Origin of the sequence: Pedobacter sp. HDW13 (assembly GCF_011303555.1) — a bacterium.
GTDB lineage: Bacteria > Bacteroidota > Bacteroidia > Sphingobacteriales > Sphingobacteriaceae > Pedobacter.
Window position 1 is genome coordinate 48,797 of sequence record NZ_CP049868.1, and the last position, 22,166, is coordinate 70,962.

At 39.3% G+C, this 22,166-nt stretch carries 22 protein-coding genes and 1 tRNA gene; 17 read left to right on the forward strand and 6 right to left on the reverse strand.

From position 1 onward, the window contains the following. Nucleotide 1: 1 nt before the first annotated feature. Both G7074_RS00205 and G7074_RS00210 read left to right on the forward strand, forming a co-directional pair. Complete coding sequence (locus G7074_RS00205; protein WP_124558623.1) at nucleotides 2-211, forward strand: helix-turn-helix transcriptional regulator; 210 nt, start codon at nucleotides 2-4, stop codon at nucleotides 209-211. 78 nt (nucleotides 212-289) lie between these two features. Next, complete coding sequence (locus G7074_RS00210; RefSeq protein ID WP_124558624.1) at nucleotides 290-1,456, forward strand: DUF4185 domain-containing protein; 1,167 nt, start codon at nucleotides 290-292, stop codon at nucleotides 1,454-1,456. Nucleotides 1,457-1,620: 164 nt separating this feature from the next. Here the strand turns inward: G7074_RS00210 and G7074_RS00215 are convergent. Beyond that, nucleotides 1,621-1,694, reverse strand: a tRNA-Ile gene (locus tag G7074_RS00215). A 257-nt stretch (nucleotides 1,695-1,951) separates the two neighbouring features. Between G7074_RS00215 and G7074_RS00220 the strand changes: the two genes are divergently transcribed. Continuing rightward, nucleotides 1,952-4,048, forward strand: a complete 2,097-nt coding sequence (locus G7074_RS00220; RefSeq protein WP_166205970.1) for an HRDC domain-containing protein — start codon at nucleotides 1,952-1,954, stop codon at nucleotides 4,046-4,048. A 75-nt stretch (nucleotides 4,049-4,123) separates the two neighbouring features. Beyond that, on the forward strand, nucleotides 4,124-5,392 hold the full coding sequence (locus G7074_RS00225) for an Hsp70 family protein (RefSeq protein ID WP_166205973.1): 1,269 nt from the start codon (nucleotides 4,124-4,126) through the stop codon (nucleotides 5,390-5,392). A gap of 209 nt (nucleotides 5,393-5,601) precedes the next feature. On the opposite strand, the gene G7074_RS00230 is transcribed toward G7074_RS00225, so the two are convergent. The 4 genes from G7074_RS00230 to G7074_RS00245 form a co-directional block, all read right to left on the reverse strand. Then, complete coding sequence (locus tag G7074_RS00230; RefSeq protein WP_124558655.1) at nucleotides 5,602-6,387, reverse strand: AraC family transcriptional regulator; 786 nt, start codon at nucleotides 6,385-6,387, stop codon at nucleotides 5,602-5,604. A gap of 118 nt (nucleotides 6,388-6,505) precedes the next feature. Continuing rightward, nucleotides 6,506-6,721, reverse strand: coding sequence for a hypothetical protein (locus G7074_RS00235; RefSeq protein ID WP_124558656.1), 216 nt, complete (start codon nucleotides 6,719-6,721; stop codon nucleotides 6,506-6,508). Nucleotides 6,722-6,936: 215 nt separating this feature from the next. Continuing rightward, complete coding sequence (locus G7074_RS00240) at nucleotides 6,937-7,122, reverse strand: cold-shock protein (protein ID WP_124558657.1); 186 nt, start codon at nucleotides 7,120-7,122, stop codon at nucleotides 6,937-6,939. 107 nt (nucleotides 7,123-7,229) lie between these two features. Further along, a complete protein-coding gene (locus G7074_RS00245; RefSeq protein ID WP_166205976.1) occupies nucleotides 7,230-7,481 on the reverse strand; it encodes a cold shock domain-containing protein in 252 nt (83 codons plus the stop codon). Nucleotides 7,482-7,688: 207 nt separating this feature from the next. Between G7074_RS00245 and G7074_RS00250 the strand changes: the two genes are divergently transcribed. From G7074_RS00250 to G7074_RS00265, 4 genes are all read left to right on the forward strand, one after another. Further along, a complete protein-coding gene (locus G7074_RS00250; RefSeq protein ID WP_124558659.1) occupies nucleotides 7,689-7,883 on the forward strand; it encodes a hypothetical protein in 195 nt (64 codons plus the stop codon). A gap of 170 nt (nucleotides 7,884-8,053) precedes the next feature. Continuing rightward, nucleotides 8,054-10,756, forward strand: a complete 2,703-nt coding sequence (locus G7074_RS00255) for a PQQ-dependent sugar dehydrogenase (protein WP_124558660.1) — start codon at nucleotides 8,054-8,056, stop codon at nucleotides 10,754-10,756. Between the two features lie 115 nt (nucleotides 10,757-10,871). Then, nucleotides 10,872-11,507 (forward strand): HAD family phosphatase, encoded by a 636-nt coding sequence (locus G7074_RS00260; protein WP_124558661.1) that lies wholly within the window; start codon nucleotides 10,872-10,874, stop codon nucleotides 11,505-11,507. Nucleotides 11,508-11,515: 8 nt separating this feature from the next. Further along, nucleotides 11,516-11,836, forward strand: coding sequence for a DUF962 domain-containing protein (locus tag G7074_RS00265; RefSeq protein ID WP_124558662.1), 321 nt, complete (start codon nucleotides 11,516-11,518; stop codon nucleotides 11,834-11,836). A gap of 199 nt (nucleotides 11,837-12,035) precedes the next feature. Here the strand turns inward: G7074_RS00265 and G7074_RS00270 are convergent, their stop codons facing one another. Continuing rightward, nucleotides 12,036-13,220, reverse strand: a complete 1,185-nt coding sequence (locus G7074_RS00270) for a proline dehydrogenase family protein (protein ID WP_124558663.1) — start codon at nucleotides 13,218-13,220, stop codon at nucleotides 12,036-12,038. A gap of 94 nt (nucleotides 13,221-13,314) precedes the next feature. Here G7074_RS00270 and G7074_RS00275 point away from each other — a divergent pair, with 94 nt between their 5' ends. The 9 genes from G7074_RS00275 to G7074_RS00315 all read left to right on the forward strand — a co-directional run bounded on the left by G7074_RS00275 (nucleotide 13,315) and on the right by G7074_RS00315 (nucleotide 22,058). Continuing rightward, nucleotides 13,315-13,521: an RNA-binding S4 domain-containing protein gene (locus tag G7074_RS00275; RefSeq protein ID WP_124558664.1), complete on the forward strand. Its 207-nt coding sequence runs from the start codon at nucleotides 13,315-13,317 to the stop codon at nucleotides 13,519-13,521. Then, nucleotides 13,521-14,576 (forward strand): 3-dehydroquinate synthase, encoded by a 1,056-nt coding sequence (gene aroB, locus G7074_RS00280; RefSeq protein WP_124558665.1) that lies wholly within the window; start codon nucleotides 13,521-13,523, stop codon nucleotides 14,574-14,576. The genes G7074_RS00275 and aroB overlap by 1 nt, the downstream gene beginning before the upstream one ends. 1 nt (nucleotide 14,577) lies before the next feature. Beyond that, complete coding sequence (locus G7074_RS00285; RefSeq protein ID WP_124558666.1) at nucleotides 14,578-15,522, forward strand: sterol desaturase family protein; 945 nt, start codon at nucleotides 14,578-14,580, stop codon at nucleotides 15,520-15,522. Nucleotides 15,523-15,598: 76 nt separating this feature from the next. Further along, nucleotides 15,599-16,207 carry a hypothetical protein gene (locus G7074_RS00290; RefSeq protein WP_124558667.1) on the forward strand — a complete coding sequence of 203 codons (609 nt, stop codon included), beginning with the start codon at nucleotides 15,599-15,601 and terminating at the stop codon, nucleotides 16,205-16,207. Nucleotides 16,208-16,571: 364 nt separating this feature from the next. Next, complete coding sequence (locus G7074_RS00295) at nucleotides 16,572-17,405, forward strand: prephenate dehydratase (RefSeq protein ID WP_090771471.1); 834 nt, start codon at nucleotides 16,572-16,574, stop codon at nucleotides 17,403-17,405. Between the two features lie 131 nt (nucleotides 17,406-17,536). After that, a complete protein-coding gene (locus G7074_RS00300) occupies nucleotides 17,537-18,676 on the forward strand; it encodes a chorismate mutase (RefSeq protein WP_124558668.1) in 1,140 nt (379 codons plus the stop codon). Nucleotides 18,677-18,889: 213 nt separating this feature from the next. Further along, the gene (aroA, locus tag G7074_RS00305; RefSeq protein WP_124558669.1) at nucleotides 18,890-20,179 is read left to right on the forward strand and encodes a 3-phosphoshikimate 1-carboxyvinyltransferase; all 1,290 of its coding nucleotides are present in this window, start codon (nucleotides 18,890-18,892) and stop codon (nucleotides 20,177-20,179) included. 165 nt (nucleotides 20,180-20,344) lie between these two features. Further along, on the forward strand, nucleotides 20,345-21,442 hold the full coding sequence (gene aroC, locus G7074_RS00310; protein WP_124558670.1) for a chorismate synthase: 1,098 nt from the start codon (nucleotides 20,345-20,347) through the stop codon (nucleotides 21,440-21,442). Between the two features lie 4 nt (nucleotides 21,443-21,446). Continuing rightward, nucleotides 21,447-22,058, forward strand: a complete 612-nt coding sequence (locus G7074_RS00315; protein ID WP_233603808.1) for a DUF1684 domain-containing protein — start codon at nucleotides 21,447-21,449, stop codon at nucleotides 22,056-22,058. Nucleotides 22,059-22,166: the final 108 nt, after the last annotated feature.

Sequence of the window (22,166 nt, forward strand, 5' to 3'; positions counted from 1 at the left end):
TATGCCAATTATTGTAAACTTAGATGTAATGATGGCCAAGCGAAAGATTTCGCTTAACGAGCTATCAGAAAAAGTTGAGCTGACCCTCTCTAACTTATCCATTTTAAAAACCGGAAAAGCGAAAGCCATACGTTTTAGCACTTTAGAAGCTATCTGTAAGGCACTCAATTGTCAGCCTGCCGATATTCTTGAATATATAGATGAAACCTAATGCTATGATTTTTGTTAATAAGCCGATCCGCAAATATTATAATAACAGGATAAAGAAAAACACAATTAAATCCAACCTATGAAAGCTTTTGTATCCCTATTATTGCTAAGTTTTACTGCTTCTATATCACTATGGGCACAGGGGCTGGATAGCATCAGGTTTAAAGTATCTGCTGCACCGGAATGGACCAATCTGTTTAACAGAACGGATGGCTGGTTCGGGGGCGACGGGATTTACAGCATTGCATTAAACGGGAAAGAGTCATCGCCGCCTAAAGCGAAAAAGACATTGTTTATTTTTAGCGATAGTATGATCGGGAAGGTAAGCGGTGGCAAAATGGAACCTAACGCCGTAATGATTCACAATGCGGTGGCGGTGCTGGATGGTAATGAGCCCGATCCCAATAAAATCAGTTTTAGTTGGAAAAAGGTCAATCAAAAACCCGAATCTATCTTCGTACCCAAAACACCATTAACGCAAGCTGGCGACTATTACTGGCTTGGTGATGGTTTTGTAAACCAGGATCTAGATAATGCCACTTTCATTTTTGGTTACCGCATTAAAAGTACAGGTGGCGGTGCTTTTGGTTTTGCCGAAGTGGGCAATACTTTGATTAAAATTAAAGCCGGCGAGGCTTTGCCTTTTCAAAATTACGAACAAAAGGATACGCCTTTTTATCTCGAGCAAGATGGTGAAACTGGTTCTTTTGGGGCCGGCATTTATATAAATACGAAGCAGGCCGGCGAAGTAAATGCTGATGGCTACATTTATGTGTATGGTACTTTCGGTAAAACCAAGAAACTTTTGGTTGCCAGGGTTCTACCAAAAGATTTTGAAAACTATAACAAATGGAGTTACTGGGACGGAGCCAACTGGCAGGCCGACATTAAAAAATCGGCAGCGGTAACGGATCAGGTGTCAAACGAGCTCAGTCTTTCGCAACTGCCCAATGGACGTTACGCACTGGTATTTCAGCAAAGCGGTATCGGCAGGCATATCTGTATGCAGCTGGGAAAAACACCTTATGGCCCTTTTGGTAAAGTAATTAAACTGTGGGGTACTTCGGAAGCCATTGAATTGAAATCATTTTTTACTTATAATGCAAAAGCACATCCGGGTTTATCCAAAAAGGGCGAATTGCTGATTAGTTACAATGTAAACTCATTCGATTTTTTTAAGGACCTGCAAGCGCATCCTAATCTTTACAGACCGAGGTTTATCAGGGTGAAATTTGAAAGGATGTAAATATGATGCAGAGCGTGGTCACGTTATCTCTGAGCCTAAAACGGGGTTGATAGCTTTTTTTTGAAATACGCACCGTCATCAAAACAGCCTTTAAATGATCTATAGCATAGTTTTTGACCCAACAAAAAACCCCTTCAAGTTATACTTAAAGGGGTTTAAGGCAGTGGGCCCACCTGGGCTCGAACCAGGGACCAAAAGATTATGAGTCTTCTACTCTAACCAGCTGAGCTATAGGCCCGGAAAAAAGCCTTAGCTTTTTTGCGAGTGCAATGTTACAAATTTGCATTCAATTTTCGAAAATGTTTTTCATTTAAAATTAAAATATTTTGCGTACAAACTCATTTTCAATTGCTTAATTTAAAAAAACAAACTGGCCTTCTGCTTTCTGCCGGGCATATTTGTTCGCACAACAAACAAAAACTTTCCATTTTGTGGATAAAACAGCCTTCTATCTCTTACCAAATGCATAGCGAATAGGTTATTTTTGTAATAGATATGAATACGCCCGATCCGGACAACCAACTCCTTTTAGATTTTTTAGCCACAACCAACCAGCCTATGTTTTTAACGGGCAAGGCCGGTACTGGAAAAACCACCCTGTTGCGCAAAATCAGGGAAAACACCAAAAAAAATTATGCCGTGGTGGCTCCTACCGCTGTTGCGGCCATAAATGCGGGTGGGGTTACACTGCACTCGTTTTTTCAGATTCCTTTTGGGCCTTTGATTCCGGTTGTTGACGAAAATACAGAAGCTCCATTTAAATATTCTGACGAGAAAACCAGACTGCTGCGCTGCCTCGATCTTTTAATTATCGATGAGATCAGTATGGTGCGTGTAGATATTATCGATTTTATTGATCGTACTTTAAAAAGAGTAAAAGGGTCGAACCGTGCTTTTGGTGGCGTACAGCTACTCATGATCGGTGATTTGTACCAACTTTCGCCCATCTTTCATGATGCCTGGCATATATTAGGCAGCTATTATCAAAGTCCTTATTTCTTCGATAGCCTGATTTTCAAATCCACTCCGATGATTACGTTTACCCTGGAAAAGGTATACCGCCAAAGCGACCCGGTGTTTCTGGATATTTTAAACGGCATGCGCGAAAACGACCTCAGTGCGCTTTTATTGGCCAAACTCAACGAACGTTACGATCCATCGTTAAACCAGGAATGGAAAGACGATTATATTACCCTTACCACACACAACCAGCTGGTAAACGAAATAAACAAAGGCTGTTTAGAAAAACTGGATGGTGAAATATTTGATTTTGATGCCGAAGTAAGTGGCGATTTCCCGAAGGATGCCTACCCTACTGATGAAAAATTGCAGCTGAAGCTTGGTGCACAGGTTATTTTTATCAAAAATGATTCGTCGGGCAAAAAGCAATATTACAACGGGAAAGCAGCCAAAGTAACAGCCATTAGCCAGGATAATATTAAAGTAGCCTTTACAGATGGTGGCCGGGAAATTGAGGTTGAAAAAGAAATCTGGCAGAATGTTAAATACAACCTCAGCGAAGAAGACAACAAAATAAACGAAAACAGTACCGGCTCTTTCGCTCAATACCCTTTTAAACTGGCATGGGCCATTACCGTGCACAAAAGTCAGGGATTAACTTTTGATAAGGCCATATTAGATGTAAGCACTGCATTTACGCATGGACAGGCCTATGTTGCACTAAGCCGTTGCCGAAGTCTGGAAGGCCTGATTTTGAAATCGCCGGTGGCTGCAGAAAATATCATTACCGATGCCAAAGTAATCAGTTTTACAAAAACAAGTCACCAGGAAAAACCCTCTACTGAATTATTGGAACGCTGTAGCCAGCAATACGCCTGGGGACTAATACACGAGCTATTGGATTTTTCGCTGGTGGCCAAAGACTGGGAAAAACTCGGCCGCTCCAAACTGATTGATAAAGACGAGAAAAACGCTTTTTTAGCTTTATACGAACAAGGTAACCAACTGCTACAAAACGAAATTTTTAAAGTTGCCCGTAGCTTTATCGCAAAAGAATATGCCAAAGTTTCTACTTCGAGGCATCCAGCAGCCGAAAGCACTTTTATGGAGCGGCTGCAAAAAGCATCTGATTATTTTATTCCAAAACTGAAGCAGGTTATTGCGCTAATGGATAGGATTGTAGCCATCAATTTCTACAACGATAGCCATTCGGATAAACTATTAACCCTGCTAAAAGATTGCAAAGAAGCTTTAAATATTAAACTGGCCTTATTTAATATTTCGTGGAATCCCTTTTCGATTCAAAACTACGTTGATACCCTGCACTCCAGCAGCAATAAACAGCCAGGTGAAAAGAAGCAGGTAAAAACGAGCATCAAACCAAAAGAAATCAGCAACCCGCAGGTGTACAAAAACCTGGTTGAATGGAGAAAAACCATTGCAACACAAAGGGGAACTGCCGATCATGCTGTACTTTCTGATCTGGCGCTCCTTTCTATTGCCGAACGGATGCCACGCACAACCGACCAGCTGGCTGCATTAAAGAGTGTTGGTATTGGCAATGCCAAAGAACTTGGTCAACAAATAACCCGCATTGTTAACGCTCATTTGGGCACCAGCGAATTATTTTAAAAAAATTTATCCTGCTAAGTGTTTTTTTAATACTTTCGCAGCCCCATTTTAGTCGCCATACTTTATATCAAGCCCATGAGTAAGTTTTTATACGGAATAGATTTCGGAACAACCAATTCGGCCCTTTCTATTTATGATGAAGAAAAAAGAGAAATTGTAGATACCATCTCAATCCCTTCGTTAATTTATTTTACCGAAACCAAAAGCATGGTAGATGGCGAAAGCCATATTGTGGGCGAGAAAGCTATTGATGCTTACCTGAATGATGGCATGAAAGGGCGGTTTATCAAATCGATTAAACAAATCCTATCGCGCACTACTTTTACCGAAACCCGCATCCACAACAAACGCTATACAGCATCAGATCTGGTTACCTTAATCCTTAAAGATTTAAAAGATAAAGCCGATAAGATTATTGGCGAAGATTGCCACAGGGCCATTATTGGCCGACCGGTATTCTTCGACGACGATAATACCATGAAAGATACACTAGCACAAACAAGGCTAAAAAAGGCAGCCGAAAGTGCAGGTTTTACCCAGGTACGCTTTCAGTTCGAACCCATTGGCGCAGCCTTTGCTTACGAAAAAACCATCACTCAAAAAGAACGTGTATTGGTAGCCGATTTAGGTGGAGGAACAACAGATTTCACTTATCTGGTGCTCGACCCTGCCAAGGTGGGTAGCAAAGACCGTAAAAACGATATGATTGCTTCTGGTGGCATTTATATTGGTGGAGATAGCCTTGATTCGGCCTTTATGTGGGAAAAAGGCACACCGTATTTTGGAAAAAACACCACATACGAAGCCACGCCGGGTAAGGTGCTCAACGTACCCAAATCACTTTTTGCAAACATTTGCACCTGGGATAAGATGAATTTCTTTAATGGATTAAAAATCCAGAAAGAGATTGAAGAATATTACTACTACTCCGGCAACGACCCTAAATTCAAAAATCTGATAACCCTGATCGAAAATAACCTGGGTTATTCGCTGTTCAGATCGATCGAAAGAACGAAGATCGAGTTATCTGACCAGTCTTTATCTAACTTCGCTTATTCCAATATGGAAATCGAAATTGACGAAGATATTTCTATTGAACAGTATAACGGAATCATCGAAAAAGACATACATAAAATTGAAAATTACCTCAATCAATTTATGGAGACTTATAAGGTTAAACCGCAGGATATTGATTGTTTGTTTTTAACTGGCGGTACCTCGATGGTTGCAGCAGTACAACAGTTGTTTAAAAACAAATTCCCGCACATCCCCCTAAACTCGGGCGACAATTTTAAAAGTGTAGCTAAGGGATTAGCCTACAGCGGTTATTTATTTGAGGATTAATACTGCAACAATTTGCTTATATTTTTCATTCTTAGGGCAAGATTGTATAATTTAGGCCTTGCAAAATTGGTGCGACTGATATATAGATGCAGCGTACAAGCCCTTACGCGTTAGGCGCTAAAGCAAATAATGTTTGAGGTCGGGAAAATCTGTTTTCTTGAAGAGATGAAATTGAAAGATGTCCATTTCTTTGCCAGACGCACCAATTTTCAATTCAACAGCGCCATCTTGCTAAACTGAAATACCGATATTCCTTTATAACGTTTAAAACTGCTGTTAAAATTAGCCGTTTGTTCAAAACCAAGCATTGTAGCTATTTCATCTACAGTATAGTCGCTATGGGTCAATAAGGCTTCGGCTTCGCGCATAATGCGGTCTTTAATTAAAACCGCCAGGCTTTTTCCCAAAACATGGTCTAAAAAGCGGTTTAGCTTGCCTGCGCTCATTCCCATTCCTTCGGCATAAAACTGAATTGACCGTTCCTGCTTATAGTACTGTTCCAAAATTGCCCTAAAACGCAGTACCTGTTGCAATTCATCGAGCGTTAAAGCTGCCAGATAACCATCTAAGCCCGCTGTATAACCTAAAAATAATGATAAGTATTGTGCCAGAAACGACAGGTCTTTTCGGGCATTAATCTCTCTCTTCAACTGATCGAGCAAACTATAGGTTTTGGCAGATTCGGAAACTTCCAAATCCCTAAAAGATAAGTTAAGGAATAAATTTTTAGCCATCGGATCTAAATGCTGCAGCAAAAACTCAGCATACAGCAAACTACTAAAACTAAGCCAATAACCCGATTTAATTTCACCTTCCAACCTAACCAAACCTTCTTCAGGAATAAAGAATATTCTTCTGTTTACCAGCATGTAATCGCCAGAATTCATACATAAAAAGCCAGTCCCCTCTTTAACAATCAGCATTCGCATAGGAAATGCCGCCAAAAGCGCACGCTCTCTCTTAAAAATTCCGCTAATTGGCTCCAGCTGTATCATATAAACTAAAAGGGGATAAACATTAGTAAGACCAGAATTACATCATCTGGTTACGCGCTAAAGATAAAATTTATCAGCATGTATGACAAATAATGCAAAAAACAATCAATCTACTGATTTATAAAGCAGTACCGAACTGGTCAATTACCTGTATGTTTATGGCAACTAATAATGCCTCGTGCATTTCAAAAGAAACAGCTAACCCAGCCTTTGGGTCAGCTCCATTTAACACCCCTGTATGGTAAAACAAAACTTCTACTCCGAATTCAGTTTTAATCTTACCAAAACCCTCTGCTTCACTATAACATCCTATTATCCCCATTTGTTTTATCATCTTAGCCTGAGCTCATTTTACAGCATAGCCTATAAAACTATGCCAAAATAATTTCAGCACTGCAACACTAGCGCCGGCATCGTAATTTGGGTAAATAAATAAGAAAGACAACTATTTTGAGCAGGTAAAATGACTCATTTTAAACACTTACCCGTCTACTAAGGATGAATTCAGGATATCAAACCCGACAAAACGCCACGCTTTAAAGAAGTAAATTACGCCAGTTTCACATTAATGGCATTGGCGCCTTTTTTGCCCTGTGCTATTTCAAACGTTACTTTATCGTTTTGTTTTACTTTATCAATCAGCCCTGTAACGTGAACAAAGACCTCTTCTCCGCTTTCGGTAATTACAAATCCAAAACCTTTAGATTCGTTAAAAAATTTTACTGTTCCTTGCATTCAATTTAGATTTTTGAACATAAACATACAAAAACTATCTCAACTATAAGCCGTTGAACCATTTTTTAATTAAAACCAGTCTTTTTCAGCGGTTGATATGCAGCTTCTCACAAACATGTTTTAACTCTGGGCTTATATTTAGCTATAGCCATGATATTTTTGGCCACTATGCCCCTTTTCGTAATCTGGGTATCAAATTCTACCGAGCTACCAACATACAAACCTTTCGCTTTACAATCTGCAATATCGAAATAAATACTTTCCGCAACCAGGAGCTGAGAAATTAGCCCAAATCCCCTTTGTTTATTATAAGCAGTAATAACTCCGGTCATACAAAATAGTTTTAATTGTTTAGCCATATAAATATAAGGTTACCAATACTGTACAGATACCGCAGTAGATATCCTGTTAAAATAAATAGATAACCCTAACAGACTAGTTGATATGCAAAGCTTGCCAATAATATCAAAATGTTAAATTTGATATACGCACAACCTACGGTTGTTAACCAAATTTAAACTATATAGTGAGCAACCTGTTAGTACTATACATCAATATATCAAAACATGAAAAAGCTAACAAAAAACAGTTCGGAAAAAGAACTAGATAACGTAAAAGAAGGCGACAATATTCAGGATGATACTGGCAAGCAGGGAGAAGTGGCCCATATCGAAATTTTAAACCGTCGTCGCGAAAAACAGTATTATTATAAACTCAAAAACGACGGCACGATCCTGGTTATTAAGCAGGGTGTGTTTTAGGTAATTTCCGGGCTTAACATACAACATTTTGTTTTTTATTTATGGTTTGTGGTGCACAAGCGATAGGCTTTTTTAGTCCAAAATTAGGCAATAAGCATTAATTTTGATACAATGTATCGATTGCATAAAATAATACACTATATTTACGCAACACACCATTAACCAAATAAATGAAAACTATTTTTACACTATTGCTATCTGCTGCTGCCCTCATTTCGGCAACAACAATTAACAAAAACACCTATCAAAGCAAAAAAACATCCTTTTTATCTTTTGATAAAACCGATACTCCTGATCAGGATCGCTTTGTAAAAGTTACCCTTGCACAGGGAGAATTTACCGAACCAACAGAAATGGCTGTTCTGCCCAACCTGGATATTTTGGTTACTCAGCGAAGGGGCGAAATACTGATTTATAAGAACCAAACCAAAAAGCTTAAAGAGGCTGGCAAACTCGATGTTTATTTTAAAACCAATGCACCCGGAGTTAACGCCGAAGAAGGCTTGCTGGGTATGGCTGCCGATCCGAAATTTGCCGTAAACAAATACGTTTACCTTTTTTACAGCCCGTTCGATAAATCGGTAAACAGATTATCTCGATTTAAACTGGTTAACGACCAGATTGTTAAAGAATCGGAAAAAATTGTTCTTGAGTTTTATTCGCAACGCGACATTTGCTGCCACACTGGTGGTTCAATTGCCTTTGGATCAGACGGATTATTGTATGTTTCTACAGGAGATAACTCCACTCCTTTTGATGCACCAAACCAAAAATTTGTAAATAAAGGCTATGCACCACTCGATAACCGGAAAGGATTTGAACAATATGATGCCAGAAGATCATCGGGAAATACGAATGATTTAAGGGGCAAAATTTTAAGGATAAAAGTTAATGAAGATGCTACTTATAGCATTCCCGATGGCAACCTTTTCCCTAAAAACGATCCTAAAAGTCGCCCCGAAATTTATGTAATGGGCAACCGGAATCCGTACCGCATTTCTGTTGATCAGAAAACCAACTTTTTATACTGGGGTGAAGTTGGTCCGGATGCCAGTGATGACGATGCATTAAGAGGCCCGAGAGGCTACGATGAAGTTAACCAGGCCCGTAAAGCCGGTAATTTTGGCTGGCCTTTATTTATTGGAAATAACTATGCATACAAAGCTTACGATTTTACCAATGGTGCAAACGGCGATGCTTTCAATCCTGCGACGCCGATTAACAATTCGCCAAACAATACAGGCTTAACCCAGCTTCCACCTACCCAACCAGCATTTATCTGGTATCCTTATGGCTTATCTAGCGAATTTCCGCAGGTTGGTGCCGGTGGGCGTACAGCTATGGCCGGTCCGGTTTATTATACTAAGCCCAATTCGCCTTATCCTGCTTATTACAACGGAAAATTGATTATTTACGAATGGGTACGTGGTTGGGTAAAAGCAGTAACCATGGATGCTGCCGGCAATTACATCAGTATGGAGCCTTTCTTGTCTAAAGTTTCGTTAGCTGCACCAATTGATATGGAACTGGGTCCGGATGGGAAACTGTATATCCTGGAATACGGAAAAGGCTGGTTCTCTAAAAACCCCGATGCAGCCATTACCCGTATAGATTACATGAAAGGAAACCGTCCGCCAAGTGTAGAAAGTTTAGATATAGCAAAAACAAGTGGTTTATTACCTTATAAATTAACAGCTACTGTTAAGGCTAAAGATCCGGATGGTGATGCGCTTAGCTACGTGTGGAACCTGGGTAAAGGAATTACTAAAACTACAACTACACCAACATTGCAATATACTTTTACCAAAGCTGGCGAATACCCGGTAAGCGTAACCGTTATGGATAAAAGTAAAGCTGCTGCCAAAAGCCAGGTTATCCCGGTTTTTGCAGGCAACGAGCATCCGGCTGTTGATATACTTTTAGCCGGAAACAAAAGTTTTTACTTCCCAAACAAAGTGATAGATTATAAAGTGCTGGTAAACGATAAAGGTGCAAAAGTTAATAATAGCCGTATTTACATCTCAAACACCTACACCCAGGGAACTGATATGGCTGGTGCGCAACTGGGTCACCAACAAGCCGCACAAACAGTAGTTGGAAAAGCATTGATGTTAAAGTCAGATTGCAGCACCTGCCATAAAGAATCGGCAGTTTCAATTGGCCCTGCCTTTGAAAGAGTTGCCGCAAAATATAAAAATGATAGTAAGGCCGTTGATTATCTGGCTTCGAAAGTAATTGGTGGCAGTCACGGTGTTTGGGGCGAGGTGCCTATGCCGGCACACAGTGCCATGAAAGAGGCTGAGGTTAAAAAGATTACCGAGTGGATTATGACTTTGGGCAACAAGGAAACGATTTCAGCCTCACTACCCACTTCTGGTAAGATTGTTCCTCCTGCTACCGTTGATAAAAAGAAATCGGTAATGACACTTAAAGCAAGTTATACTGATGCAGGTGCAAAAGGATTAAAGCCTTTAACCACTACCAACTTAATTAACCTGAGAAGCAGTGTAATTGATGCCGAGGACATTAAAGAAGTTAAAGGCTTTGAAAAGAAGGATATTTATGGTGGCGAAAAACTTGTCTTAACCCGCGATAATGGCTGGTTAGCTTTAAAAGACATCGATTTAACCGGTATTGCAAGTTTTGGTTTTTCATTTGCAAACTTAGCACCTGGCACCGAAGGTGAAATTGAAATCAGACTTGATAGTAAAGATGGGGCCGTAGTCGGGAAATCTACATTTACCAAAGCTGTACCTGTAAATCTGCTCACCGATGGAAAGCTTCACTCCCTTTATTTTATATTTAAGGGTGTAAAATCTGAAGATAAAAATAATAAGCTCGTTATTCAATCTGTAATAGTCGAGCCAAAATAAACAGCAAGCCCGGAACAACATCAAAAAGGTTTCGGGCTTTTTTATTGTAAAAAGATAGTCGTGTGTACACTTCTTTAACACAGCAATAATATCTTTGCAGCAAATTTGGTAGCACATGCAAAATATTAAAAACATCATTTTTGATTACGGCAACGTAATATTCGATATAGATTTTAGAATCGCACAGGCATCTTTCCAAAAACTGGGCATTACCGATGTAGAAACCTTTTTTGCACATAAGGCCCACAACAGTTTATTTGATGATTTTGAAACCGGAGCCATTTCTCCGGCCGAATTCAGAGCAGGTATCAGGGCGGCCGCCAACCAACCTCAACTTACCGACCAGCAGATTGATGATGCGTGGAACAGCTTATTGATTGGTACCATACAACAAAACCACGATTTACTGTTAGAGGTTAAATCAAAATACCGTACGTTTTTGCTAAGCAACAATAACGAAATCCACTACGATTGGATTATCAACTACCTGCAGGCTGCTTTTAAAATCAACAATTACGACGATTATTTCGAAAAGGCATATTTTTCGCAGCACATGAAACTGCGCAAGCCAAACACCAATATTTTCGAACAGGTATTAAAAGAGAACAACTTAAACCCAGCCGAAACCTTGTTTATAGATGATAGTCCGCAACATATTGAAGGCGCTAAAAAAGTAGGTTTAAATACTTTGTTAATGACCGAAAAACCAGCGCAATTAGCCTCGTTTCTAAAAACAAACGGAATTTTGTAAATTAGGTTATGGCAGAAAAAAAGTTTACATCGCTTAAAGAGTTCTACCCTTTTTACTTATCGGAGCATACCAACACTACTTCGCGTGTGCTGCATTTTATAGGTACCAGCTTAGTGGTATTGGCTTTCTTAGCAGGCTTTCTCTTTCACAACTGGCGTTTCTTCCTGTTAATGCCTTTAGTGGGCTATAGTTTTGCCTGGGTTGGTCATTTCTTTTTCGAGAAGAATAAACCGGCTACCTTTCAATATCCGGGGTATAGCCTGGCCAGTGATTTTATTCTTTTTTATGATCTGTTAACCGGACAACAATCTTTTGTGGTAAAGAAATAGTTTCAGTTGGCAATGTCTAAAACTGCACAAAACTGAAAACCATCAACTGCTAACCGTAAATTATTACATAAAAACTGCTAATTGTTGGCAATTTCCAGTTCAAAAAAAACAGTTGGCAATTTTCATCTGGAAGTGTGTAAAACCACCCAAAACTGAAAACTACCAACTGCTTGCTGTAAATTGTCAACCGAAAACTGAACTACAGTCTTCTTCTTTTTAATTCTCTTTCAATCAAGCCAAGCTCTCTACTGGTTTGGCCGGCAACAGATGTGTTTTCCTGAGCCCTTCTGAACAAATAAGGCATTACGGCTTTAATTGGCCCGTAAGGTACATATTTAGCTACATTGTAATCCGAATCGGCAAGGTTAAAACTTAAATTATCGCTCATGCCAAGCAATTGTGCAAAGTACACGTGCGGGTGGTTATGGGCGATATTTTTTTCTTCCAGTAAATAGGTTAACAAACGGCTGCTATCTTCGTTATGTGTTCCTGCAACAATGGCAATCTCCTCAATATGATCTACACAATAGCGTAACGATTCGTTATAATCATGGTCAGACGCGGCTTTATCTGGCTGTATCGGCGAAGCATAACCCATCTCGGCAGCGCGTTTGCGTTCTTTTTCCATATAGGCACCGCGCACCATTTTAACACCTAAAATAAAACCATCGGCTTTCGCAATTAAATGGTCGGCTTTCATATCAGCCAGTTTATCGTGGCGGTACATCTGATAAGTGTTATACACAATAATGCGTTCGCGATTAAATTTACGCATCATGTCCAATGCCAGTGCATCAATGGTATCCTGAATCCAGGTTTCTTCTGCATCAATCATAATTGGCACACCTTTCTCGAAAGCGGTTTTGCATATTTTTTCGCAGCGTACTTTTACCTTTTCATACTCAGCCTCTTCAGTTGCTGTAGGGGTTTCTTTTGCATCTAACTTTTGTAACAGGGCAAAACGACCAATCCCGGTAATCTTAAATACCGTAATTGGAATTTTAACATCACCATCGGCACGAACAATGGTACGGATAATTTCGGCACATGTTTCATCAAATACCAGCTCTTCTTCTTCACCTTCAACAGAGTAATCTAAAATAGTACCAACACCACCCTTATGTAACTGATCTATTGCTTTATCGCACTCGGCAATGGTTTCGCCACCACAAAACTGCTGAAAAATGGTTGCTTTAATCGCACCTTGAATGGGTAGTCCGATATTCAAAAAGAAATTGGTAATGGCCGGACCAACTTTGGTTAGAAAATTATTGGCGATGATTTTAAAAAGCCAGTATGCTTTTTTTAATTCTGTATTGCTTTTTTGACGGAACGCAACTTCCGTATTATCGAAATTTGGTTGCTTATTGGGGGATGAATCCATTTTTTATCTATAATTAAGTCAGATTGGTGCAAAATTATAAAAAGCATTGATTGTTAAAACTAAAAAGGTTTAAATAATCGTATTTTTGCAGAAAATGATACAATTCAAATTAGAAGGCGAATTTATTCCATTAATTCAGTTGTTAAAGGCTACCGGATTGGTTGGAAGCGGCGGCGATGCCCAGGCCGTTGTTACAGATGGTTTAGTAAAATGTAACGGAGAGGTAGATTACCGCAAACGTTATAAGGTTAGAGTTGGCGATATTATTACTTTTGGAGAAAATAAAATAGAAGTTATTTAATGGAACCACTAACCAGCGCAGGCCACTCCGTTTATTTCGAAAGTAATTTAGCTGCTTTAAAAGTACTTTTAGAAAGCAATAAATACAGCAAAGTTTTTGTACTTGCTGATGAACATACCAGTGAAATATGCTTACCGCTTTTTCAATCGCTTTTGGATTTTTCTGAATTTGACCTGATTGAAACTTCGGCAGGCGAAGAAAATAAAAACATCGATTTCTGTATCGGTATCTGGAAAACCCTATTGGATTTTGAAGCCGACCGCAAAAGTTTAATGATTAACCTTGGTGGTGGTGTAATTACCGATATGGGTGGTTTTATTGCCTCTACATACAAACGCGGAATCGATTTTGTTAATATTCCCACTACCCTACTTTCGCAGGTTGATGCCTCTGTAGGTGGTAAAACCGGCATCGATATCGACAATGTAAAAAACATGGTAGGTACCTTTACCCTGCCACAAATGGTTTTTATCGAAACCGGCTTTTTAAAAACGCTGCCACAACGCGAACTTTTATCGGGTTTTGCAGAAATGATTAAACATGGTTTAATTTACGATAAACCTTATTACGAAAAATTAAAAGGAAGCAATTATTTAACACCTGCTGCAGAAGACATTTACCGCTCGGTAGAAATTAAGAACGAGGTGGTAACCATCGATCCTCATGAAAAAAATCTGCGTAAGATTTTAAATTTTGGCCATACCATTGGTCATGCCATTGAGGGGTACTCACTCGCTAACGACGAAAATCCGTTAACTCACGGTGAGGCTATTGCCATTGGTTTTGTGTGCGAAGCTGCACTTTCGATTAATAACAGTACCCTTACCACAGAAGAGCTAGAAGATATTAGCAGATATATCTTATCGTTATACCCTAAATACCACATCAAAAAAGAAAGCTACGATACGCTTTTAGATCTAATGAAAAGTGATAAAAAGAACGAAGATGGCAATATTTTGTTCTCTTTACTGGAAACAACAGGCAAATGCGCGTTTAACTGCCGTGCTACCAAAGCCGATATTTTAAGCAGTTTAGATTATTATAACAGTTTATAGCATGAAATTTACCGGAAGTGATATTTCTGTCATCGGGCTTTTTGGTTTCGTAATCGTTTTAACCCTGGTTGAAATGTATTTCAGTTACCTGCACGACAGAAAATTATATACCAAACGCGATACCTGGACCAATATTTACCTGATGACAGCAGCTATTGTAATTAATTTAGCTACTAAAACGGGTACCTTTTTCTTATTGCAATATTGCTATCAGTTCCGTTTGTTCCAAATTAGTAATGTTTGGGTTTACTGGCTGGTGTTAATCCTGGCACAGGATTTCCTTTATTGGTTTCTGCATACAGTTGGCCATTATGTGCGCTTTTTCTGGGCCATGCACGTTACCCACCATTCATCAGAGCATTTTAACTTAACCACAGGTTTCCGTTCTACAGTTTTCGAACCTTTGTACCGGGTATTCTTTTATCTGCCACTGGCCTTTATGGGCTTTACAGCGGTCGATATTCTTTTTGCCTACCTGGTTACCCAAATTTACGGCAACCTGGTTCATACCCAATACAATATCAAATTCCCAAAATGGTACGAGTATATTTTCGTAACACCATCGCATCACCGGGTACACCACGCCAGCAATGTGCGTTACCTCGATAAAAATATGGGTATGGTTTTAATCCTTTGGGACAGATGGTTTGGAACCTTTCAGGCAGAATTACCAGAAGATGAGGTGAAATATGGCTTAACTACCCAACCTACTGATACAGGACCTGTAAACATCATTTTCCATGAGTTTATCGCCTTAACTGCTGATGTTAAAAAGGCACCAACCTTTGTGGATAAAGTGAAATACATTTTCAATCCGCCCGGATGGAGTCATGATGGAAGCACCAAAATTGCGAAAATTATGCAACAGGAGCTGCGCGATACAGAAGAATTTGAAAAATCTAAAAAATTAAAGTCAGAACAACCCGAATTAAGTTCTGCAATATAATTACTACTCAAACCCTGCATTTTTTTTAATCTGCAGGGTTTGTTATTTTTTAGCATATTAGCATAAATCTACGCTCATGAAAAAATATGCATTCTTACTCTTAGCAACTTTCTTTTCTCTTTGCCTATTTGCTCAGGAGCCAAAGTATTTCGATGTAAACCATAAAGAAATTAGTAAAGCTACTTTTGATGAAAAACGTTCGACCAATACTGTGCTTGATATCCCGGGCGATTCCATCAACCACCATAAACTGATTAACAGAGAGGAAAAGGGGAAAATAAATGATAGAACTCAGCTGTTATCCTTTTTAGAAACTGCTTCGAACAGAAAAATCGATCCTGCAAAACCAATTGTAATTATTTACTACCCTTGTCAGGACACCTGCAATTCTACAGGCAACCCGCAGTTCGTAATTGCCGCAAATAATACGTTAAAAAAAGATTTACAGAATCAAGTTAAAACAGTGCCACTCTATGTATATAAAACGGATACAGGCTTAGATAAATTCGGAAAAGCGATAAACTGGATTAAAGACCCTGAACAGATTGTTGAAAAGCATTTTTTTAAGCACCACTACCCTTGCGGCAGCTTTGTGGTTATATCAAAAAGTGGAGACTACATCAGCTACTTTGGAGAATACGCGAATAGTTACCTCGTTGAAGTTGCAAAAAAACTAAATGAATAAGTTTTACCGGATAGCAGGCCGGATTTAATGTATCTCCTTTCCTCATGCCATTCTATAGCTTCTATTGTTTATTAGCCAAACCAGCTTATCTAACGAATTTATACCATGTACCAAAACGGTCTAAAATCAAAAAAATTAAATTTTATTAAAAATATTTTCAATTTCCTATTGACAAATTAAATTTTGTTACTACATTTGGCTCAACGAAAAAAAAGAAATGAAGAATTTTAACACATATTACTTTGGTTACTTTTACTATTTTAGTGAGAGCCGGGGCTAATATGCAAAAAGATATATAAAAAATATTAAAATGTATAAAAAAGTCCCGGCAAACAGCCGGGACTTTTTTTGTTTAACGCAAAAAATGGAAACGACAAAACGAGTAGCAATTCAGGGTATTAAGGCCTCTTTTCATGAAGAAGCAGCCTACAAGTTCTTTGGTAAAAGCATTGAAACTGTAGAATGTAATTCATTTAAAGAAACCTGCGATAAGCTTGAAAAAAATGAAGCAGATTTCGTGGTTATGGCTATCGAAAACTCCATTGCAGGTAGTTTATTGCCAAATTACACTTTAATCCGCGATTATGGTTTCTCGGTTGTTGGCGAGGTTTACTTACCCATCCAATTGCACTTAATGGCCTTGCCGGGTGTAAAATTCGAAGATATTAAAGTGGTAACCTCACACCCTATCGCTATCCGTCAATGCATCGATTTCTTCTACGATTATCCACACATTAAAATTGTAGAAAGCAACGATACTGCTGCCTGTGCCAAACGCATCCAGGAAGAAAAACTGACAGATACAATGGCAATCGCAAATAACTTAGCTGCTGAACTTTACGGTTTAAACATTTTAGAGCGTCGTGTTGAATCGAACAAGAAAAACTACACCCGTTTTCTGATCCTGAAAAAAGATAAAACAGACGAAGGCAAAAAAATAAACAAAGCTTCTATCTGTTTCCAAGTTGGGCACAAAGCCGGCTCGCTGGCCACCGTGTTAAACATCTTTGCAGAACAGGATGTAAGCTTAACAAAAATACAATCTATGCCGGTGCTGGGCAAAAGAAACGAATATTACTTTTACGTCGATTTAGAATGGCCAAGCACCGATAAATACGATAAGGCAGTAAGGAAAGCCTTAAAATACACATCGAACTTTAATATTCTTGGCGAATACCAAAAGAACGATAAAGTATAAAAAGTCGGGAGTCCGAAGTCAGGAGCCCAAAGACAGAATAGCAGAACAGTAAAACTTGTAACAATAAAATAATTAAAATATAACTCCGGACTTCCGACAAGGGACCCCGGACTTTAAACACCCCCATCATCATGAAACTAAATTTAAACATCCAGCCATTAAACACCTGGTTAAACGTAAACAACGAACCGTTAATCATTTCTGGACCATGCAGTGCAGAAACTGAAGAGCAATTATTAACTACTGCACACTTACTGGCTGCAACTGGTAAAGTATCAGTTTTAAGGGCTGGTATCTGGAAGCCACGCACACGTCCGGGAGAATTTGAAGGTATTGGCAGCATTGGTTTAGAGTGGTTAAAACGTGCTAAAGCAGAAACTGGTTTACCAACAGCAGTTGAAGTTGCAAATGCAAAACACGTTGAAGAAGCTTTAGCTGCAGGTGTTGATATCCTTTGGATTGGTGCTCGTTCTACTGTAAACCCTTTCACCGTACAGGAAATTGCTGATGCTTTAAAAGGGCATGATGTTCCGGTATTGATTAAAAACCCGGTTAATCCTGATTTACAATTATGGATTGGTGCAATTGAGCGTATCAATGGCGCAGGTATTACTAAAATTGGTGCAATCCACCGTGGATTCTCTTCGTTCGAGAAAAGCTCTTTCCGTAACGAACCAATGTGGGAACTTGCTATCCAGTTAAAAACACTTTGCCCTGATTTACCAATCATCAACGATCCAAGCCACATTTGCGGTAACCGTGAGTTAATCCCTTACATCTCGCAAAAAGCATTAGATTTAGATATGCAAGGCTTAATGATCGAATCTCACGTTGATCCATCAGTAGCCTGGACAGATGCTAAACAACAAGTTACACCTGCTGCTTTATCAGAATTGGTAGACCGTTTAACCGTGCGCGAACCAGAAGTAGCAAACGAAGCTTCTGCTGATAAATTAGCTGAATTACGTAAATCGATCGATAAAATTGATGATATCTTATTGCAGAAATTAGGTGAGCGTATGGCTATTGTAGCTAAAATTGGTGAATTTAAACGCGATAACCAGGTAACTATTTTACAGGTTAACCGTTGGGATGCCATTATTCAAAAAGGTCAGGCATTTGCAAAAGCTTTAAAATTAGACTTAAACTTTACCGAAAAGTTCTTAGAATTGGTACACGGTGAGTCGATCCGTAAGCAAACTGAAATTATGAATGCTGGTAAAGCTGAGCAAGGTATAGCTGCAGAGCAACATACTGAAGTTAAAGCCTAAGAAAGGCCGAAGGTTGGAAGGCTGAAGGTGGAGGGATTAACCAAAACGGAAAGCTGAAAGACTAAAGCCAGAAGTCTGGCAATAATATCATAAAGTGCATGTTGGAGGGATTTACAATAACTTTCGACAAACAATATGATGTTAAGAAACAAATATAGTGTAGTGTCAGATGTTTCCATCTGACACTTACATTTGAGCATAAAACAGAATAAAATGTCAAAAAATGCCTTAGTTTCTTTTAAAGGAACCAAGAATATTAATACGGAAATCCAATTAACAGGCTCTAAAAGCGAATGCAACCGGGCGTTAATTATAAGCGCTTTAAGCAAAAAACTGGTTAAAGTAGAAAACTTATCTAACGCAGCTGATACAGTTACCTTAAATGGCATCCTGAATAAGTTGGGAGTTGAGAGTGGTGATTTGGGAGGAGACTCCAAACTGAAAACTGCAAACTCCGAACTGGTTGACGTTGGCCCTGCAGGAACTGCAATGCGTTTTCTTTCGGCCTATCTTTCGGCTAAAAACGGTAATTTCTTGCTAACCGGGACCGAGCGCATGAAACAACGCCCGATCGGTATTTTGGCAGAAGCATTAAAAACAATTGGTGCCGATATTTCTTATGCTGAAGCCGAAGGCTTTCCTCCTTTGAATATTGTTGGCCCGTTGAATCAAAAAGCAGCTGAAGTTAAAATTAAAGGCGATATCAGTAGTCAGTATATTTCTGCATTGTTGATGATTGCCCCTGTGTTACCACAAGGCTTAACTTTAGAAATTGAGGGCGAGCTTACTTCTAAGCCTTATGTAGATATGACTTTAGATATGCTTGCAGAAGTGGGTATAGCACACAGCTGGACAGGCAATTTGATTTCGATAAAACCACAGGCTTTTAAACCGGCTACACTCGTGGTAGAACCCGATTGGAGCGCAGCATCATACTGGTACAGCATTGCTGCATTAGCAGATGAGGCAGAAATCGGCTTACCAGCGTTAAAAGATAAAAGCTTACAAGGCGATAGTCAGATCCAGAAAATTATGAAGATTTTTGGCATCGCAACCAGCAAAACAGAAAAAGGGATTTCGATCAGTAACCTGGGTTTATCATTAGATACCAATCAGGTACTAGACCTTAAAACCTGCCCTGATTTAGCGCAAACTATTGTAGTTATTGCAGCTGCATTAGGCAAAAACATGTCTTTTACCGGACTAGAAACCTTAAAAATCAAAGAAACCGACCGCATTGCTGCTTTACAAAATGAATTGGCTAAAATTGGTGTTACTTTAACAGAAGATAACCTGGTTTATACCTTAAATACCGATAACCTTCATTTCCCTGATAAAATTACCATTGCAACCTACGAGGACCACCGTATGGCGATGGCTTTTGCTCCACTTGCCTTACTCATCAATGAAGTAGAGATTGAAGAAATGCAGGTAGTGGAAAAATCTTATCCATATTACTGGGAGGATTTGAAAAAAGCGGGGTTTGAGGTACAAGAGATTTAAGATACCAGATTTGAGACGTGAGATATGAGGCTATTAAAATTCTCACATTACAGATTTCAATTCAAACACCTAAAGTAAAATAATTAAACTTAAAAAACTGAAGCTTAGCTATGAGAACCGAAATATTTCTCAAATCTCATATCTAGCTTCTCACATCTAAAATATATGGCAGGTAACTCTTTCGGACAACTATTTCGTATTACTACTTTTGGCGAATCTCATGGCGTAGCCATTGGGGTAATTATCGATGGCTGTCCGGCGCAACTCAATATTGATATGGATTTTATCCAATCAGAACTGGATAAACGCAAACCAGGTCAATCGAAAATTACAACGCAAAGAAAGGAAAGCGATACTGTTCAGGTATTATCGGGTATTTTTGAGGGAAAAAGTACCGGAACGCCAATTGCCTTACTTATTCCAAACGAAGATCAGCGTTCTAAAGATTATGGTCACAATGTTGATGTGTACCGTCCGAGTCATGCTGATTATGTTTACGATGCCAAATACGGTATCCGCGATCACCGCGGTGGCGGCCGTTCATCGGCACGCGAAACTGCTGCCCGCGTAGCCGCAGGTGCAATTGCCAAATTGTTCTTAAAACAACAAGGGATTGAAATATTTGCTCACGTAACAGCTGTGGGTACAATTGAAGCACCAAACCTGGAAAGCAACGATTTATCAGCTTTACTTCAAATCAGAGAAGAAAATATTGTGCGCTGTGCCGATCCAGCGACGGCATACGAAATGATCGAATTTATTGATGCCATCCGCAAAGATGGAGATACCGTTGGTGGAAAAATTAGCTGTGTGGTAAAAGGATGTCCGGCTGGACTGGGCGAACCGGTTTTTGATAAACTGCATGCCGATTTAGGCAAAGCCATGCTGAGCATTAATGCTGTACATGGTTTCGAGTATGGTTCTGGCTTTGCTGGCAGCGAGTTAAGAGGTTCGCAGCACAACGATATCCCTCAGCCTAAAGCAGCTGATTCGAAAGTATTTAAAACCACTACCAATTATGCAGGTGGTATTTTAGGTGGTATTTCGAACGGAATGGATATTACTTTTAAAGTGGCTTTTAAACCGGTTGCTACCATTATGCACAATCAGCAAACGATTAATGCCGCGGGCGAAGCAGCTGAAATTAAAGGCAAGGGCCGCCACGATCCTTGTGTAGTGCCCCGTGCTGTAGTTATTGTAGAAGCGATGGCTGCACTGGTTTTAGCCGATCAGTTTTTGAGAAATAAAGTAAGTACCCTTTAATCCTATGATAAGATTCCTGCCTGTTCTGCTCGTTTTCATTAGCTTAAATGCCTTTGCTCAAAGTTATACCGAAAAAATTGCAAAGCACCGGGAAGCTTATAAACAGGATTTTATTACTGATAGCCGTTCTCCCCTAAAGAAAAAAGACCTGGAAAACCTCCATTTCTACGATGCCGATAGTAATTATAAAGTTCTAGCGGATGTGGCGCTGCTTCAAAACGAAAAAGTTTTTAAAATGCCTACCTACGATGGTACCAGCAGCGATTATTTTAGGTACGCACATGTCAGTTTCAGCTTAAAAGGTAAAAAACTGCAAATGACTTTATATAAAAGTGTTGCACTCTCAGCCAATCCGGTTTATAAAGACCATCTTTTTTTGCCTTTTACCGATGAAACCAACCGTAAAACCACTTATGGTGGAGGCAGGTATATTGATCTGGATACCAAAGCAATCGAGAACAATAAAATAGAAATAGACTTTAATAAGGCCTATAATCCTTATTGTGCCTACAGTGATGGCTACCGCTGTCCGGTGCCGCCCGAAGAAAATGACTTACAACTGGCTGTAGCCGCCGGCGAAAAGTTATATACAGGCGAAAAGAAACATCAAAAATAAAATTTACCACAGCAAATCATCTAAAATAATTGATGCTATTGTATGATAATCCACATTTTAGTGTAAATTACAAACTTTAAGCATCAATTTCTGTTCTTATAACCAAAT

Coding starts and splice junctions, on each gene's coding strand:
- G7074_RS00315 (WP_233603808.1), top strand. CDS start 21,447: ATGATAAGATTCCTGCCTGTTCTGCTCGTTTTCATTAGCTTAAATGCC.
- G7074_RS00260 (WP_124558661.1), top strand. CDS start 10,872: ATGCAAAATATTAAAAACATCATTTTTGATTACGGCAACGTAATATTC.
- G7074_RS00290 (WP_124558667.1), top strand. CDS start 15,599: ATGAAAAAATATGCATTCTTACTCTTAGCAACTTTCTTTTCTCTTTGC.
- G7074_RS00275 (WP_124558664.1), top strand. CDS start 13,315: ATGATACAATTCAAATTAGAAGGCGAATTTATTCCATTAATTCAGTTG.
- G7074_RS00265 (WP_124558662.1), top strand. CDS start 11,516: ATGGCAGAAAAAAAGTTTACATCGCTTAAAGAGTTCTACCCTTTTTAC.
- aroB (WP_124558665.1), top strand. CDS start 13,521: ATGGAACCACTAACCAGCGCAGGCCACTCCGTTTATTTCGAAAGTAAT.
- aroA (WP_124558669.1), top strand. CDS start 18,890: ATGTCAAAAAATGCCTTAGTTTCTTTTAAAGGAACCAAGAATATTAAT.
- G7074_RS00285 (WP_124558666.1), top strand. CDS start 14,578: ATGAAATTTACCGGAAGTGATATTTCTGTCATCGGGCTTTTTGGTTTC.
- G7074_RS00225 (WP_166205973.1), top strand. CDS start 4,124: ATGAGTAAGTTTTTATACGGAATAGATTTCGGAACAACCAATTCGGCC.
- G7074_RS00300 (WP_124558668.1), top strand. CDS start 17,537: ATGAAACTAAATTTAAACATCCAGCCATTAAACACCTGGTTAAACGTA.
- G7074_RS00220 (WP_166205970.1), top strand. CDS start 1,952: ATGAATACGCCCGATCCGGACAACCAACTCCTTTTAGATTTTTTAGCC.
- G7074_RS00295 (WP_090771471.1), top strand. CDS start 16,572: ATGGAAACGACAAAACGAGTAGCAATTCAGGGTATTAAGGCCTCTTTT.
- G7074_RS00255 (WP_124558660.1), top strand. CDS start 8,054: ATGAAAACTATTTTTACACTATTGCTATCTGCTGCTGCCCTCATTTCG.
- G7074_RS00210 (WP_124558624.1), top strand. CDS start 290: ATGAAAGCTTTTGTATCCCTATTATTGCTAAGTTTTACTGCTTCTATA.
- aroC (WP_124558670.1), top strand. CDS start 20,345: ATGGCAGGTAACTCTTTCGGACAACTATTTCGTATTACTACTTTTGGC.
- G7074_RS00230 (WP_124558655.1), bottom strand. CDS start 6,387: ATGATACAGCTGGAGCCAATTAGCGGAATTTTTAAGAGAGAGCGTGCG.
- G7074_RS00205 (WP_124558623.1), top strand. CDS start 2: ATGCCAATTATTGTAAACTTAGATGTAATGATGGCCAAGCGAAAGATT.
- G7074_RS00235 (WP_124558656.1), bottom strand. CDS start 6,721: ATGATAAAACAAATGGGGATAATAGGATGTTATAGTGAAGCAGAGGGT.
- G7074_RS00270 (WP_124558663.1), bottom strand. CDS start 13,220: ATGGATTCATCCCCCAATAAGCAACCAAATTTCGATAATACGGAAGTT.
- G7074_RS00240 (WP_124558657.1), bottom strand. CDS start 7,122: ATGCAAGGAACAGTAAAATTTTTTAACGAATCTAAAGGTTTTGGATTT.
- G7074_RS00250 (WP_124558659.1), top strand. CDS start 7,689: ATGAAAAAGCTAACAAAAAACAGTTCGGAAAAAGAACTAGATAACGTA.
- G7074_RS00245 (WP_166205976.1), bottom strand. CDS start 7,481: ATGGCTAAACAATTAAAACTATTTTGTATGACCGGAGTTATTACTGCT.